Consider the following 16,130-nt stretch of genomic DNA (forward strand, 5'->3'; position numbering starts at 1 on the left):
TCATGCCACCAGAGACTCGCCTGAAGCGGCCATAATGCGTTCTTTACTCACGCTGGAATCGAAAATGGCGTTAATGCGCCCTTTGCTCATCACCACAATGCGATGCGCAATACTCAGGCATTCGCCCACTTCCGAGGTGGTATACACCACCGCCAGCCCCTTTTTGGCGTTTTCCGCCAGCAGACGAAACACTTCCGCTTTGGCACCGATATCAATGCCGCGGCTGGGTTCATCCAGCAGAATCACTTTGGGACGGGTGGCCAGCATTTTGCCGATCACCACTTTTTGTTGATTGCCACCGGAGAGCGATCCGATGGCCGCCTCGCCGCCAGCGGTTTTCACCGTGACGTTGCGAATACTGTCCGTCACCAGCTGCTTTTCACGTCGCGGTGACAGCACCAGTCCACGCACAAATTCGCTGATACTGGCGAGCGACAGGTTTTCGCCCACTGACATGGTTTGCACCAGACCGTCGCGTTGCCGATCTTCAGGCACCAACGCAAGGCCGATTTGAATGCGCTGTTGAATGGTTAAGCCGCTGACATCGGTATCCTGCAGCAGAACGCGGCCCTGGCTTTGATGAATACGCCCGGCGATACACTCCAGCAGTTCGGTGCGCCCCGCGCCCATCAGGCCATAGATGCAGACAATTTCACCGGCTTTCACTGACAGCGAGAGGTTATCCACCAGCCGAATCCCGGTTTTGCTTTTCACCGTCAGGTCTTGCACGGTCAACGCCTGGTCACCAAACTCATAACCTTGCGGCGGCGACCCCAGGTCAAAGTGATCGCCTACCATATTGCGCACGATCCATTCGAGATCGATCTCATCGCGTTTCGCGTACGCGGTCATTACGCCATCACGCAGCACCACGGCGCGATCGGTGATCTCCAGTGCCTCTTCGAGATGATGTGAGATGTATACAATGGCTACACCCTGACTGGTGAGATCGCGGATCACCTGGAACAGCACCGCGACTTCCGCAGCACTGAGCGCCGATGTCGGTTCATCCATGATCAGAATCTGTGAATTCACCGACAATGCACGGGCGATTTCGACAATCTGTTGTTGGCCCAGACGCAGGTTTTCCACCGGCGTCAGCGGGTCAATTTCCTCCTCCAGCGCCGCCATCAGATGGGCAGTTATGCGGGCTTCTTCCGCGTAGTCCACCCCACCCGGCTTCATGATTTCGCGCCCCATAAAGATGTTGTCGCGCACGTTCATGTTGGGAGCGAGATTCAGCTCCTGATGGATAATCGAGATGCCGCAATCGCGTGCTTCAGTGGCGGAGCGAAACACTTTCTCTTCGCCGTTATAGAGAATTTCCCCGGATGTTGGCGTAATGACGCCCGACAAAATTTTCATTAGCGTAGATTTACCTGCGCCGTTTTCACCAAACAACGTGGTGACTTCACCGCGACGGATCTCAAAATTCACGCCTTTAAGTGCATGGGTCGATCCATAGATCTTGCTGATGTTGCGCGCTTCAAGGATCACTTCGCCTTTTAGTAGCGCCGGGTTAACGTTGAATGGTTTCATTTCACCTCCAGACTGACTGGCGTCACCATCCAGTTATTCGGCGCGAGCAAACGGAACACCCCGATCACCTGCACGGTTTTACCGAGCAGCGCATCGCGATCCAACTGATCCAGCACTTTGGCTTTCATGGCGCGATTGATCGCCGAACCGGCATTTTGATACTCAATCTGGTTGGTAAAATCGCCGAACTGGATTTTTCCGCTGGCGTCACGCAAGTCGGTGCCGGTGATGGCGGGGCCCGTTTGCAGGCGAATCACATTTCCTTCCGGTAAGCCGGCCACTTTCAGCGGGAAGATGCCCATTTGACCAGGCTGCACCACGCCTTCCAGCTTGACGGGGATCACCGGGAGCGGCGAACCCACACCGTATTTCTGTACCGCTTCCTGTTGATTGGCTTTCAGCGCATCGGCGAGGGTTTTGGCATCCACCGCACGCGCTTCCACATCCTGCTGAATACCGGGGAAGGTCTTCTCCCCGTAGCTATCCGGCGAGAAACCTTGCTCTTGCACATCTTGCTCGGAACCGATTTTCACCACTTTGGTGTCGATGGCCATGGCGGCAATCACCGCAACCACCACAACACCGATGATGCTGTAGCGGCGGATGCGCTTGCGGGAGAGCTGCTGTGCCAGCATTGAGACATCGGACATAACGTGACCTCTCACTGTTATCTGCTGCGATAATCGCCGCATTAAATGTTATAAATGTGATAACTCTTGTGATGAGGATTGTGCTGATGTGACTAAATTGTCAACAGGGGGTTCACGAATTTTTCAGGAGCGCGATCTGGATCGCTAAATTCACACCTTAACGCCTTCATCGCTAATAAAAGCCCGCCATACAAGCCTTCTTCATGTGATATCTCATTTCATATTGTCGTGTACAACCGCCATTTTCGTGATCAAACTCGCTAACTGAAGTGAAATTTATTCGTTTTATCGAAAAATAATACATGAGATATGTTATCTCCATGGGAAGTGGTGTAAGACATTATTTAGCAAATTCATCACAGGGAATTAACACGACGTGATGGGTCAACTTTTCTTCCCTTCGGAGGTGTACGTGGGTAACAGCGATATCATTCTGGGTCTGGATTCCGGCACCTCCGTGGTGAAAGCGGTGGCGTTTGATCTGGAAGGCACACAGCTGGCGTGCGCCTCCGTGCGTAACCGCTATTACCGCAGCGAAGGTGGTGCCGCGCAGCAATCCATGTCGCAGACCTGGCAAGATGCCGTGGACGCGATACGGAAACTGGGCGAGCGTGTGGAAAATCTCTCTTCCCGCGTGGTGGCCGTGGCCGTCACCGCACAAGGGGATGGCACCTGGCTGGTGGGCGCCAATAATCAGCCGGTAGAGGATGCCTGGATTTGGCTGGATGCGCGTGCGGCACACACCGTCGATGCCCTAAACCAGCACGCCCTTGCAGCAGAGCGTTTTAAGGCCACGGGTACCGGGCTGAATACCTGCCAGCAGGGTTCACAGATGGCGCATATGGACCAGCACTTTCCACACTTGCTGGCGAACAGCGAAGTGGCGCTGCACTGCAAAGACTGGCTTTACCTCAATCTGACGGGCGTACGTGCCACCGATCCTTCTGAGGCCAGCTTCACTTTTGGTAATTTCCGCACCCAGCGTTATGACGATACCGTCATCGCGGCGCTGGGACTGGAACATCGACGTCATCTGCTGCCGGAAATTATCGATGGCACGCAAATCACTCATCCGTTAACAGCAGAGGCCGCTGCGCTCACCGGCCTGCGCGCGGGTACACCGATTTCGCTGGGTTACGTGGATATGGCGATGACCGCACTGGGCGCAGGCGTGCACACCGGCGAAGCCCATACCGCCTGCTCGATTGTCGGCTCTACCGGGGTGCATCTGCGCAGCGTGACCATTGATGAGGTGTGGTTGAATCCAGCGCAAACTGGCTATGTGATTCCGCTGCCCTGGCCGGGCTATGTGACGCAGGTGCAAACCAATATGGCGTCTACCCTCAATCTCGACTGGCTATTGAATGTGGCCAGTGAATTGCTGAGCGGATTCGGTTGTGAAATCGATCATGCGCGTTTGGTGGCGCATATCGACCAGTGGCTCAACAAAGCCGAACCCGGCACCCTGCTGTTCCATCCCTACATCTCAATTGCCGGTGAACGCGGGCCGTTCGTCAACGCCGATGCGCGCGCCAGCTTCACCGGACTTAACTATCAGCACAACTTTGCCGACCTGGTGCGCGGCGTGATTGAAGGCATCGGCATGGCCGCGCGCGATTGTTATCAGGCGATGGGCAGTACTTTGCCGGGTGAAATTCGTCTTACCGGCGGCGCGGTGCGTTCTCAGCCGTTGCGGCAGATCCTCTCTGCCTGCATTGGCGCACCAGTGCGTATCAGCCAGCGTGATGAAGCCGGTGCAGCGGGCGCTGCGATGATGGCGGCAGTGGCGATTGGCGCGTATCCCTCCATGGCACAGTGCGTGGAAACCTGGGTACGCCCGCTGCTGGATGCGCCTGAACCGCCTTCCGCTGAACTGTCGCAGCGCTATAACCAACTGTTTCCCCATTATCAGCAGATCCGCAGCGATCTCCCTGCCGCCTGGCATGCACTGAATAAGTTTTAAGGAGTACACCATGAGTGAAAATACGCTGGATCTGTTTGTCATTGGCGGTGGCATTAATGGCGCGGGCATCGCACGTGATGCGGCTGGGCGTGGCTTGTCCGTGATGATGTGTGAAAAAGATGACCTGGCACAGGGTACCTCCTCGCGCTCGGGCAAACTGGTGCACGGCGGGCTGCGCTATCTAGAATATTATGAATTCCGACTGGTACGCGAGGCGCTGATCGAGCGAGAAGTGTTGCTGAATGCCGCACCGCATATTATCTGGCCGATGCGCTTTGTGTTGCCGCATAGCCCGACCGATCGTCCGGCGTGGCTGGTGCGTTTGGGGCTGTTCCTCTATGACAATTTAGGCGGGCGCAAAAAGCTGCCCGGCACGCGATCGCTTGATCTGATGCGCGATCCCGAAGGCGCCCCAATCCTCGATAGCTACAGCAAAGGCTTCGAGTACTCCGATTGCTGGGTCGATGATGCACGCCTGGTCGCACTGAATGCCGTGGATGCTGCGGAACGCGGCGCCACGATTCTGCCGCGTACCCGCTGTGTGTCGGCCAAACGTATCAGCGGCAAGTGGGAAGTCACGATTCAGGATGAGGCCAGCGGTACTCAGCGCACGGTTTATGCCAAAGTGCTGGTGAATGCGGCCGGCCCGTGGGTACTGGATATCGTAAATCAGGTCACCCAGACCAAAAGCAACCGCAGCGTGCGGCTGGTTAAAGGTTCACACATCATCGTGCCGAAATTCTGGGAAGGCCAGCAGGCGTATCTGGTGCAAAATACTGATAAACGCGTCATTTTCATCAACCCTTATGAAGGCGATAAAGCCCTGATCGGCACCACCGATATTCCGTGGCAGGGCAAAGCGGAAGCAGTGACCGCCGATGACAGCGAGCAGCAGTACCTTATTGATGTGGTCAATCGCTACTTCAAAGTAAAACTGCGCGCCAGCGATGTGATTACCCGATTCTCGGGTGTGCGTCCGCTGTTTGACGATGGCAAAGGTAACCCTTCTGCCGTGACGCGTGACTACGTGTTCGATCTCGACGATCAGCAAAACGCCCCGCTGCTGCATGTGTTTGGTGGCAAAATCACCACTTTCCGCAAGCTGGCAGAACACGCTATCCAGAAGCTTGCGCCCTTCTTCCCTGATATGGGTGAAGACTGGACACGCGATGCCACTTTGCCGGGCGGTGATATGGCAAATGGCGATTTCGAGAGCTTCCTTGAGCAAGTGAAAACACGCTGGCCATGGTTACCGGCGCCGCTGCGCAAACACTATGCGCGCCTTTATGGCACGCGCATTGAGAAAGTGCTGGGTCACGCCCGTGAGCTCAACGATCTGGGCCGCCATTTCGGCGCGCAGTTGTATGAAGCTGAAGTGCGCTACCTGGTAGAAAATGAGTGGGCGCAGCAGGCGGAAGATGTGCTGTGGCGTCGCACTAAGCACAAGTTGCATCTGACCGAAGTTCAGCAGCAGGCCTTTACCCAATGGTTTGACGCGACCTTTGCTACAGCCGTGCCGCTGCGTAAGGAGGCGTAATCATGCCCTTAACGCTCTCGCTGAATACCAATCCGCTAGTGAATCGTTTTGCCGATCCGCAGGATCTGATTCACACCGTGGCACAACAGATCCGTATCCGCGATCTGCAGTTAACCCATGAATTTATCAATCCTGGCTGGCCAGCCGCCACCATCAACCGCATGTCGCGCCAGATGCAGAAGGCGTTGCGGGAAACCGGGGTGCGTGTGACATCGGGTATGACCGGCCCCTATGGCCGCCTCAATCATTTTGGTCATCCGGACGTTGACGTGCGACGCTACTACGTTGACTGGTTTAAAACCTTCGCCGATATCACCGCAGAACTGGGTGGCGAGGCGGTTGGATCGCAGTTCGCCATTTTCACCCAGCAGGATTTCAACGATGCAGTGCGGCGGGAAGCGCTGATCGATATCGCGATTGATTGCTGGGCCGAGGTGGCGGAGCATGCGCAATCCGCCGGATTGAAATACCTGTTTTGGGAACCGATGAGCATCGGACGCGAGTTTGGTGAGACCATTCCGGCTTGCCTCGCACTGCAGCAGCGTTTGAGCAGTGAGTCCTTTGCCCTGCCGATGTGGATGATGGCGGATATCGATCACGGCGATGTCACTTCAATCGACCCGCGTGATTACGACCCTTACGCGTGGGCTGAAGCGGTGCCGCGCTACTCGCCGATTATTCATATAAAACAAAGCATGATGGACAAAGGCGGCCACAGACCCTTCACATTGCAGTACAATGCGGGCGGCCGTATTCAGCCCCAGCCGCTGCTGGACGCGCTGGCGCGCGGTGGCGCGCAGGATAACGAAATTTGCCTCGAACTGAGTTTTAAAGAGCGTGAACCCACTGACCGCCAGGTGGTGGCGGATATCGCGGAAAGCGTTGCGTTTTGGGCATCGCACATTGATACGGGCGTGCAGGATTTGCATCTGGCTTCCTAAGCCTATTGATCAGGAAATGAAACATGAAACCGGCTCCTACTCCCGCTGAACGCGATGACTCTTTAGCCCTGCGTGCCGCCTGGCTGCACTACGTGGGCGGCCTGACCCAGGCTGAAGTCGCCAAACGTCTGGGATTACCGTCGGTCAAAACCCATCGCATGATTGCCAAGATGGTCGCGGAGGGTGCGGTGAAGGTGTCGATTGATGGCGATATCATGGCGTGCGTGGCGCTGGAAGATCAGCTGTGCGAAAAGCACGGACTGCGTTTTTGCCACGTTGCGCCTGACCTTGGTGAAGAGGGATTACCAGTGCGAACGCTGGGTATGGCGGGCGCGGATTATCTGCGCAATCTCCTCACGTCGCAGCCTGCGATCACCCTGGGGCTGGGACACGGCCGCACCCTTTCCGCCGCTATTCACCAACTCTCGCGCATTGACGCCCCGCATATGCGCTTCGTTTCGCTGCTGGGCTGTTTGACGCGCAACTATGCGCTCAATCCCCACGATGTCATGCATCGCATTGCCGAAAAGACCGGTGCGCAGGCGTATATGATGCCGGTGCCGTTCTTCGCTAATACTCAGGAAGACCGCGACGTGCTGCTTAAACAGCGCGGCGTCAGCGAAGTGTTTGCCATGGCCGCACAGAGCGAGGTGAAGCTGGTGGGAATCGGAACTGTGGAACCGGCCGCGCAATTGGTTGAAGCCGGTATGATTGATGAAGCCGAGATCAACGATATCTCGGCTTCTGGCGCTGTCGGTGAGCTGCTCGGTCATTTCTTTGACGCCAGCGGGCAGATGATTCACAACAGCCTGACAGCGCGTACGCTCTCGGTGGATTTAGAGCTTGCCCACCGCGCCGAGATTGTGGCGCTGGTGGGGGGATTAAGCAAAGTCGACGCGATCCGCGCGGTATTGGCCAGCGGGTTGGTGACGGGATTAATTACCGATGAATTAACGGCACAGGCGTTAATCGCAGGTTAGAGTGGCCTCCATTCGTCCGCGAATAATCCAAATACCCAATCGTCGCGCCACTCACCCGCGAGATGATAGCTTTTCCGCAAGGTGCCCTCCTGCTGGAATCCCACTTTTAATAGTGTCCTGCGTGAGGCTTCATTTCCTGCGGTCACAGTGGCAATCAGCTTGCGAAAGCCCAGTTCATTCAGCGCATAACGTGCAATATCGTGAAGTGATTCCGTACCAAATCCCTTGCCCTGAGCTTCTGCTGCCAGCAAAAAACCGACTTCCACCACGCCGTCACCGCGATCGATAAATCCGGTGACACCTAACGGCGCTGATTGCCCCTGTTCCATCATCACCAGACACAGCCAATGGGTGCTGCCTTTCTGCCAGTGGGGCAATCTTATCTCGAACCTGTCACGTCGAATCTCTTCTTCAGGCTGCGGATCGGCCACATAGCGCATCACACGCTCATCCTGTTGCAGCGAGAGAAAGAATCGCCAGTCATCGGCAACTAACTGGCGATAGTGCAGTCTTTTAGAGGTGATGTTAGGGAACATTGAATCCTGAATTCGCGATGTTGATGTTTTAATTATTTACCCATACCCAGTTTAATCTGAGAGAACAAGCCCCGGAACACCACAATGGCGATAATTATCGCCCCCCAGGTCGCGGTGATCATAAAGGGATCGAGACGCAGCAGGTTTAATCCGCTGGATATCATCTGCAGGATAATCACCGCCAGGACCACACCCGAAACGCGACCGAATCCGCCAAACGGGCTCACTTTACCGAGAAACGCGGCCAGTACCGCCACCAGCAAATAAGAATCCGCATAGCTGGCTTTGACCGAGTTGAGTTGTCCCATCATCACCAGCGAGGTCAGCGCCGCGAACGTTGAAGAGAACACATATTGCATCACAGTGATTTTAACCAGATTGACGTTGGCGTACTGCGCCGCCGTCGCGTTTGAACCCATCATATACAGGCTAAAACCAAATCGGGTTTTGTTAAGCACCACTGACGCAATAATGGCTGCCACGAAAAACAGGATCAGAGCATTAGGAATACCGAAACTGACGCCATTACCTATGCTCAGCAATGAATCCGGGAAACCTGAGAGGGTATAGCCGCGCGTCAGCACCACATTCAATCCGGCAATTAACGTCATGGTGCCGAGTGTCACCAGAATGTCGGGGATCTTGAGGATCGATATCAGCAAGCCGTTGATCACTCCCACCAGCAGGCAGGCAATCAAACCGAGCAGCACGGCGAGCAATACCAGTTCCCCACCCGCCAGTTTCATGCCCTGTGAGGAGAGGGCTTGCAGCACCAGCGCGATGATAATGCCATTAAGGTTGGCAGTGGAGATGATGGAGAGATTGATTCCGCCGGACAGCATTGAAATCATCATGCCAATCGCCAGCAAACCGACAATCGGTAATTGATAAGCCATCGATATCAGGTTCTGCGTGCGAATAAACTTCTCGCCATTGAGTGCGAACATCAGGATAAATACGGCGATCAGCACCACATACAGCGACAGATTCTCCGCAATAACGGCACTGAGACGCAGGCGCCCGGGCGCGTAAGTTTTCATGGCTTTGCTCCTCATTGTTCCACCACCACACGCACCTGCGCCCTTTTCTGCCGCAGAATTTGCAACGCATTGAGTGACACGCTAAACAGAATCACCAAACCGGTGAAGACGTTGTAGTAGTAAGGCGAGACTTTTAGCAGTGTCAGGCTGTTGCTGAGGATCGCGAACAGCAACACACCTAACAAGGTTCCCGCTAAACTACCGCGCCCACCGGTGACCGATGCACCTCCCAGCACCACGGCTGCAATCACCTGCAACTCAGAGCCCACAATGGAATTGGGGATCACCGTCTGCACAATTGACACCTGGATAATGCTGGCAAATCCCGAAATGGCCCCGACAAAGGTATAAATGAACAACGTCGTACGACGCAGGTTGAAACCTACGCGTTCTGCAGATAGCGCATTGCCGCCCACCGCGTATATGCTGCGCCCCAGCACGGTGTGTTTGAGGAACAGATGCAGGAATATCGCCAGGGCAAACCACAAACAGGTCACCAGGCTCAAGCCATACCAGGCGCCGTTTGCTGCCTGTAACGGGAAGATTTTGATCTCAGCCAGAGTGAGTAGTGAAGGCGGCAAGTCGTAAATCAAATCACCTTGCGTCACGACATAAAGGGTGCCGTAAAAGAGACTGTTGGTGGCAATCGTCACGATAATAGCCGTGATTTTGAAGTAATAGATGATGATGCCGTTCAGCAATCCCATTAAGGCGCCGAGAATCAGTGCGCAGAGTATCGCCAGCCAGATATTGTCGAGCCCGAGTTGCAGGAACCAGAACACCACCACATATTGCGCTACCTGGGCAATGGCGGTAAACGAAACGTCAAACCCACCGGAAATCAGCACCAGTAAGACACCCAATGCAAAGATGCCCAGCACGGTCCAGGACTTTAGCAGGTCGGTCAGATTATCAAAGCTAATGAAGTTGGGATTGATACTGGTGATCACAATCGACAGCACGACGATCAGCACCAGCAGCAGGGTCTCACGCGCTTTGAACAGTTTCATCATATCCACGACACTCTCCTTCTGTGGGCGTTATTGCCGCTCCATCTCATGTTGCAGCGCTTCGTTATCGATTTCGTCACTGCGCCAGCTTTTGCCCAGACGACCGCGTTGCATCATGATGATGCGGTCACAATTGGCCAGCAGCTCTGGTAGCTCATCCGAAATAAAAATGATGCCCATGCCTTCCTGCGCTTTCGCTTTCACGGTTTGGTAGATGTAGTTTTTGGCACCCACATCAATGCCCACGGTTGGGCTGTCCAGAATGAAGACCTGAGGTCGCATCGCCAGCCATTTTGCCAGCACCACTTTTTGCTGATTGCCACCGGAAAGCATGCGAATCGGTTGGTCCTGACTGCCATATTTCACCTGCATGCCTTTGAGCAACTCCTCAACCGTATCGCGCATTTTTTGACTGTTAAGGAGTCGCATTGGGGTCAGGTAGTGATCCAGGGTGCAAATGGCCGCATTCGCCGCGATGCTCTGCTCCATAATGAGCCCTTGTGCCAGGCGATCTTCGGGAACATAGGCGATACCGTGTTTTACCGCAGCATGGATGCTGTTGATGGTGACGGGTTGGCCATGCAAATAAATCTCGCCGCTCTGTGCCGGTTCCACGCCAAACAGCGCCATGGCCAGTTCGGTGCGTCCGGCACCCAGTAAACCGGCAATGCCCAACACTTCACCTTTGCGTAATTCAAAACTGACGTCCTGAAAGCTGTTGCGTTTGCTAAGATGGCGCACACTGAGTAGCACCTCATCTGTCGCACTCGATGCCCGCGTTTCAAAAGTCAGGGCATAGCCCAGCATCAGATTTTCAATATCCCCACTGGTGAGTTTTTCCGTGGGCTGGCAGTCAATCACTTTGCTATCGCGCATCACCGTGACGCGATCGCAGATCTCGAGTAATTCATTCAGCTTGTGGCTGATAAAAATGAAGGCGATGCCTTGTTGTTTTAACTGGCGCAAAATGGCAAAAAGGTTATTGATCTCACTGCGTGTCAGCGCGGTCGTAGGTTCATCGAGAATGATCAGTTTCGATTGATTGACCAGCGCACGTGCAATCGCCACCAACTGCTGTTTGGCAATGGGCAGTTCGTCTACCGTCGCGTCTAAATCGAGGTGAATGCCCAATTGATTGATGATTTTGACGACGTTATCTTTGTATGTGCTACTGCGCACCAGCGCTTTACGGTCATTCAGCATCTGGCTGATATAGATGTTTTCTAACACGCTGAGATTAGGGAACAGCGACAGATCCTGGTAGATGATGCCAATGCCCTGCTTCACCGCATCCATTGCGGTGAAACGCTGGATGGACTGATTTTTGATGGTCAGGCTGCCGCGATCGCGTGATTCAACACCAGCAATGATCTTCATTAAGGTGGATTTACCGCAGCCGTTTTCACCCACCAGGCCGTGTACCTCACCTTCATTGATATCAAAACTGACATCGTTGAGTGCGGTCACGCCGCCAAATTTTTTCGTGACGTTCGCCACAGACAAAAACTGCATACGACCTCCGCACACTCTGCGGTGAAAGGGACGGGCATCATCGATGACGTCTCACCAATAAAACGTATAGGCTTTGGGGCGACACGAATGCCGCCCTTATGATTAAAAATCGTACTTGCTGTAATTGTCTTTGGTGACGGTCAGTGGTTTATCAAAGATGATGTTTTGACCATTGATGGTCGGTACGCCAAGCGTGGGGATTTCCAGACCTTGTTTAATCTGATCCCGCTTGCCATCCAGTACCATTTTGGCAATGTAGGCCATGGCATAGGAGGCTTCACCCGGGCTCCAGAGAATCGATTCGGTTAAGGAACCATCCTTCAGGAAGGTGGCACTCTCTTTCGGGGACGTCGTTCCAATAACAGTGAGTTTCCCCACCAGGCCTTTTTCACGCAGCGCTTGTGCGGCACCCGGCCCACCCTGACTGCCGAATGCCAGCACACCTTTCATATCGGGATAAGTTGAAAGTAGCTCCAGTGTTTTCTGACGTGAGGCGTTACGATCTTCGCTCACCGGGAAGCGATCGGAGACCAGCTTCATATCGGGATATTTCTCTTTCATCTGTTTGATCGCTGCATCTGCCCAGGTGTTGTGCGCCGGTACCGTCAGTGAACCCACATAAATAGCGAACTCCCCTTTGCCACCGGCATGTTTGGCTAATTCATCCATCATGTAGCGACCAAATTTTTCGTTTTCGATCATCTCAACGTCATAGTCAGCGCCCGGTTGGTTCACTGACTCGTGGGTGATGACGACAATCTTCTGGCCTCGCGCACGATTGAAGACGGGCTCTACCGAGCTGGCATTATTCGGAACCACCAGCAGTGCATTGGCACCCTGAGTGATGCTGTCTTCAATAATGCGCACCTGCTGCGCTTCATCAGCGGAGGCTGGCGCCTGCTGATAGGCATCGATTTTGAAATCTTTGGCGGCTTTTTTCAGGCCGGTCTCATAATCGTTAAACCACGCAGAACGCAGTTTGGGAATACCGACCATGGTGTATTCATCTGCCGCCTGAGCAGGCAGCGATGTGCAGAGTGAGGTTACGCCCAGCAGCAGTGCCAGCGTGAGCGCATTACGCGTTTTCATCATGATGTGTGTCCTTTATCAGGCGGGATAGCGCCGTTCAGGTTCAGGAATGGAGCCAGCGTTACCGATTTCGATCACGGCACCCTGAAAACGCTCCTCGGTATCGAGGTAATAGAAAACGTCATCACCAATGTTGCCGCTCTGCACGACGTCATATCCGCGTGCCTTGTAGGTTTCGAGCGCCTTTTCACAATCGGCAAAATAGAGTTTGAGGTGGTGTAAGCCGTACCCGTGCTTTTCGATGTACTCGTCATAGATGCTGTAGCCAGAGACCGGCTGCATCAATTCCATCTGTACGCCATTGATCCAGCACACGGCAATTTTGTAGATATGTTCTGCCGGCTGGCCACGGTAAATCGACTGATTTACGTTATGGGGACCGTAGGTATAGACATCCCACGGACCCATGTTGAAGGCTTCCCAGTAGTGCTGCATTGCCCCATCAAGATCTTCCACCAGATGAGCAATCTGAATGATGTCACCGTCTTTCATCGCATGCGCTCCGCTCAGGCAAACTTATGAGGCAACCCTTCAAGGTTGGTGTGGCTGGCTTTCATCGCATCCATCTGAATACCGCACTGCTCGATCAGCATCATGGTGACGATATCGGTGAAGAGGAATAGCGACTGTTCTAGTAAGGTGGACATTGGCTGAATGGAGGGAATTTCCTGATCGCCGCCAAATATCTGGCCGGGAACACGCACAGCTAGATCCGCATATTGGCCATGTTCATTTTCAGGGTGGGCGGTGAGCAACACGATGCGGGCACCGGCTTCTTTCGCCAGTTTGATAATGTTCAGTTCTACATTGGTGACGGCACAATGCACGATGAGCAAATCACCTTTGCCAAGATAGGGCGACGTGGTGTCATACACGACATAACTGTCAAATCCCATGTGCTTAAGGCGCATGGCGAAGCCACGCACTGACAGTTGCATGCGGCCCATAGCATAAAGCTGGATGGTTTTCGCCTGGCGGATTTCTGTGATGAGCTGGTCGATTTGCTGCGGATCAACCGCCAACAGCGTGTCGCGGTTTTCATTAATGACCTTCTCTACCAATGCTGCGTATTGAGACATGTGTCATTCCTCAGTTGGCCCTAAAAGGCACAGATGTAGGGTTTATATTTACAAATTTGTAAAATTAAATGCCTGACAACTGATGACAACCTTACGCAACATTTTTACTTTTTCTTTTGGAATTGATCACAAATCAAACACAAATGGATTACATATCGAGCAGTAAAGGCGATTTAGCGGAGTCGATCACAAGTTTACGTGCAGTTTGTGCGCTATTTTTCATTTCGAGGTCGTGCGGTTTTTAAAAAATCGAATTCACTATCACTTTTTATAATTTACAAATTTGCACGTTTTTCAGTTGGTTGATTTTACTTATTAACTCCCTTAATGTGTTCCATCGCTGAAACTGTTGATCAACGGGCAAACCGCACTATGGCGAAATCAGGCAAGTTGGATCGCGTGTATCTTGAATTAACTCAACGTATTCATCGTGGCGATTATGCCAGCGGTGAACGTTTGCCGACTGAAGTGATGCTGTGTGCTGAACTGGATGTTTCACGCCCCACGCTGTCTCGCGCATTGTCACGCTTACGTGAACAGGGACTGATTAGCAGTACTCAGGGTTCAGGCCATTACATTACCTATGCTGAACCCAGCCAGATGACACACCTGCCGCCTGCGATGGCTTTGGGTATTCTTTCCCCGCGCATGGAAGCCAACGAAAGTGGATTTCTGTTTGAGCAGATCTTTAAATCCATTGCCGCCCTGTCTCAGCCCTTTAACTTTGATCTGGTGTGGAACGGTGTCATGACGCTGGGCACGGGAGCTTCGCGGCAGGCCATCATCAGCAAGATTGAGGGTGTGATTGAGCGCTACCAGCGTAGCGGTGTGAAAGGCGTGTTCTTTATTCCCATTGAATTTCATCCCTTCGCTACTGAAATCAATCAACTGATTCTGAGTAAACTGGAACGCGACGGCATGAGTGTGGTGCTGCTTGATAGTGATGTGGTGCGGTGGCCCGCGCGCAGCCGGTGGGATTTAATTGGCATCGATAACGTCGCAGCGGGAGCCGTGATGACACGGCATTTACTAGCCGATCGCCCGCGTCGCATCGATTTCCTCTGTGAACGTTTCTCAGCAAATACGGTTTACATGCGAATGCTTGGCTATCAACTGGCGTTGCAGGAAGCCGGCATTTCTCCCCTGCCGGAATGGCAGCATGAAGGCGAACTGAATCACGCTGATTTTATCCACCAGTTGCTGGCCAGTGGCGCGCGTGATGTGGTGTGTGCCAATGACTTTACCGCGATGAAATTGCTATCCCTCTGCAGTCAGCAGGGAGTCAAAATCAACGTAGTGGGTTTTGATGACAATGAATATTCCGCGTTGCTGGGTATCCCGTTAACCACCTGGAAACAGCCATTCAATGCTATTGGACATAACGCGGTGGTGGCGATGATGCACCGTCTGGATAATCCTGAGGCCAGCCCACTCCACCTTATCGCGCAGGGGGAACTGATCGTACGCGCTTCCTGTCACGCCTGTTAGCCTCTTTACCCGCTAAATCAGCGTTAACTCCATTGGCTGCTGGCGCAATATTTCCTGATACACCGGCGACAGTTGGCTATCTGTAATCACCTGCTTAAAGGGCACGTTCGGTGCCAGAGCGAAGGGATGTATCTGACCAAACTTTGATGAATCGGTGAGCGCCACAGTGTGCGTCTGCTTTTCCATGATGGCGTTGACCACATCGCAGCGCAGCATATCACGACCGGTAAAACCGGTGATGGCATCCCAGCCGTCGATACCGATAAAAGCTTTATGGAAGTTGAGGTGCTGGATGCACAATCGCGTCAGCGGCCCGACTACCGACTCACTGCTCTTCTGGAACAGCCCGCCAAGAATGATCACATCACCGCCCTGTTCTCGCAGTAATCCCGCGATGTAATGGCTGACGGTGATAATCGTGATATCACCGCGTTCGCTCAGCTCGCGTGCCAGCAAAGCGTTGGTGCTGCCGCCTTCAATAAACACCGTTTCACCTGCGTTAACCAGCGAGGCGGCGTACTCCGCCAGACGTTTTTTGACAGCAAAACGCGTTTGCATGCGTGCACCGACATCATCGCTTTCTGGCGCCACGGCTGACCCGTGCACGCGGCGCAGAAAGCCACCCTTTTCCAGAACATTCAGATCCTGACGCACCGTCACCTCGGAAACGCCGGTGGTTTGCGCCAGTTCACTGACGCTGACGCTGCCGCGTTCGCTGACCAGTTGGATAATGTGCTGATGACGTGCGTTCATAGTGCCTGCTTTA

At 53.7% G+C, this 16,130-nt stretch carries 15 protein-coding genes; 5 read left to right on the forward strand and 10 right to left on the reverse strand.

Annotated features, from left to right (window positions below; translation table 11 throughout):
• Together AC6I8L_RS09580 and AC6I8L_RS09585 are read right to left on the reverse strand one after the other, a co-directional pair.
• Complete coding sequence (locus AC6I8L_RS09580; RefSeq protein WP_058960532.1) at window positions 1-1,539, reverse strand: sugar ABC transporter ATP-binding protein; 1,539 nt, start codon at window positions 1,537-1,539, stop codon at window positions 1-3.
• Entirely contained in the window at window positions 1,536-2,189 is a 654-nt protein-coding gene (locus AC6I8L_RS09585; protein ID WP_058960531.1) for a DUF2291 domain-containing protein, read from the reverse strand. The genes AC6I8L_RS09580 and AC6I8L_RS09585 overlap by 4 nt, the downstream gene beginning before the upstream one ends.
• A gap of 379 nt (window positions 2,190-2,568) precedes the next feature.
• Between AC6I8L_RS09585 and AC6I8L_RS09590 the strand changes: the two genes are divergently transcribed.
• From AC6I8L_RS09590 to AC6I8L_RS09605, 4 genes are read left to right on the forward strand one after another with little or no spacing between them, the layout of a single operon-like run.
• A complete protein-coding gene (locus AC6I8L_RS09590) occupies window positions 2,569-4,152 on the forward strand; it encodes an FGGY-family carbohydrate kinase (RefSeq protein WP_236699739.1) in 1,584 nt (527 codons plus the stop codon).
• A 10-nt stretch (window positions 4,153-4,162) separates the two neighbouring features.
• Entirely contained in the window at window positions 4,163-5,689 is a 1,527-nt protein-coding gene (locus tag AC6I8L_RS09595) for a glycerol-3-phosphate dehydrogenase (protein WP_058960530.1), read from the forward strand.
• 2 nt (window positions 5,690-5,691) lie between these two features.
• A complete protein-coding gene (locus tag AC6I8L_RS09600) occupies window positions 5,692-6,630 on the forward strand; it encodes a sugar phosphate isomerase/epimerase family protein (RefSeq protein ID WP_058960529.1) in 939 nt (312 codons plus the stop codon).
• A gap of 23 nt (window positions 6,631-6,653) precedes the next feature.
• Complete coding sequence (locus AC6I8L_RS09605) at window positions 6,654-7,610, forward strand: sugar-binding transcriptional regulator (RefSeq protein WP_058960528.1); 957 nt, start codon at window positions 6,654-6,656, stop codon at window positions 7,608-7,610.
• On the opposite strand, the gene AC6I8L_RS09610 is transcribed toward AC6I8L_RS09605, so the two are convergent.
• The 7 genes from AC6I8L_RS09610 to AC6I8L_RS09640 all read right to left on the reverse strand — a co-directional run bounded on the left by AC6I8L_RS09610 (window position 7,607) and on the right by AC6I8L_RS09640 (window position 13,876).
• The gene (locus tag AC6I8L_RS09610) at window positions 7,607-8,146 is read right to left on the reverse strand and encodes a GNAT family N-acetyltransferase (RefSeq protein ID WP_058960527.1); all 540 of its coding nucleotides are present in this window, start codon (window positions 8,144-8,146) and stop codon (window positions 7,607-7,609) included. The two genes, AC6I8L_RS09605 and AC6I8L_RS09610, sit on opposite strands and share 4 nt — an antisense overlap.
• A gap of 32 nt (window positions 8,147-8,178) precedes the next feature.
• Entirely contained in the window at window positions 8,179-9,186 is a 1,008-nt protein-coding gene (locus AC6I8L_RS09615; RefSeq protein WP_058960526.1) for an ABC transporter permease, read from the reverse strand.
• 11 nt (window positions 9,187-9,197) lie between these two features.
• Entirely contained in the window at window positions 9,198-10,199 is a 1,002-nt protein-coding gene (locus AC6I8L_RS09620; RefSeq protein ID WP_058960563.1) for an ABC transporter permease, read from the reverse strand.
• A gap of 27 nt (window positions 10,200-10,226) precedes the next feature.
• On the reverse strand, window positions 10,227-11,708 hold the full coding sequence (locus AC6I8L_RS09625) for a sugar ABC transporter ATP-binding protein (protein ID WP_058960525.1): 1,482 nt from the start codon (window positions 11,706-11,708) through the stop codon (window positions 10,227-10,229).
• Window positions 11,709-11,810: 102 nt separating this feature from the next.
• Window positions 11,811-12,800 (reverse strand): autoinducer 2 ABC transporter substrate-binding protein, encoded by a 990-nt coding sequence (locus tag AC6I8L_RS09630; protein WP_236699738.1) that lies wholly within the window; start codon window positions 12,798-12,800, stop codon window positions 11,811-11,813.
• Between the two features lie 15 nt (window positions 12,801-12,815).
• Complete coding sequence (locus AC6I8L_RS09635) at window positions 12,816-13,289, reverse strand: VOC family protein (RefSeq protein ID WP_058960524.1); 474 nt, start codon at window positions 13,287-13,289, stop codon at window positions 12,816-12,818.
• A 14-nt stretch (window positions 13,290-13,303) separates the two neighbouring features.
• The gene (locus tag AC6I8L_RS09640; protein ID WP_058960523.1) at window positions 13,304-13,876 is read right to left on the reverse strand and encodes an SIS domain-containing protein; all 573 of its coding nucleotides are present in this window, start codon (window positions 13,874-13,876) and stop codon (window positions 13,304-13,306) included.
• Window positions 13,877-14,248: 372 nt separating this feature from the next.
• Between AC6I8L_RS09640 and AC6I8L_RS09645 the strand changes: the two genes are divergently transcribed.
• Window positions 14,249-15,364 carry a GntR family transcriptional regulator gene (locus AC6I8L_RS09645; protein ID WP_058960522.1) on the forward strand — a complete coding sequence of 372 codons (1,116 nt, stop codon included), beginning with the start codon at window positions 14,249-14,251 and terminating at the stop codon, window positions 15,362-15,364.
• A 12-nt stretch (window positions 15,365-15,376) separates the two neighbouring features.
• Here AC6I8L_RS09645 and AC6I8L_RS09650 read toward each other — a convergent pair whose 3' ends face one another.
• Entirely contained in the window at window positions 15,377-16,117 is a 741-nt protein-coding gene (locus tag AC6I8L_RS09650) for a DeoR/GlpR family DNA-binding transcription regulator (protein WP_058960521.1), read from the reverse strand.
• Window positions 16,118-16,130 lie beyond the last annotated feature (13 nt).

The organism is Type-E symbiont of Plautia stali, assembly GCF_059731115.1.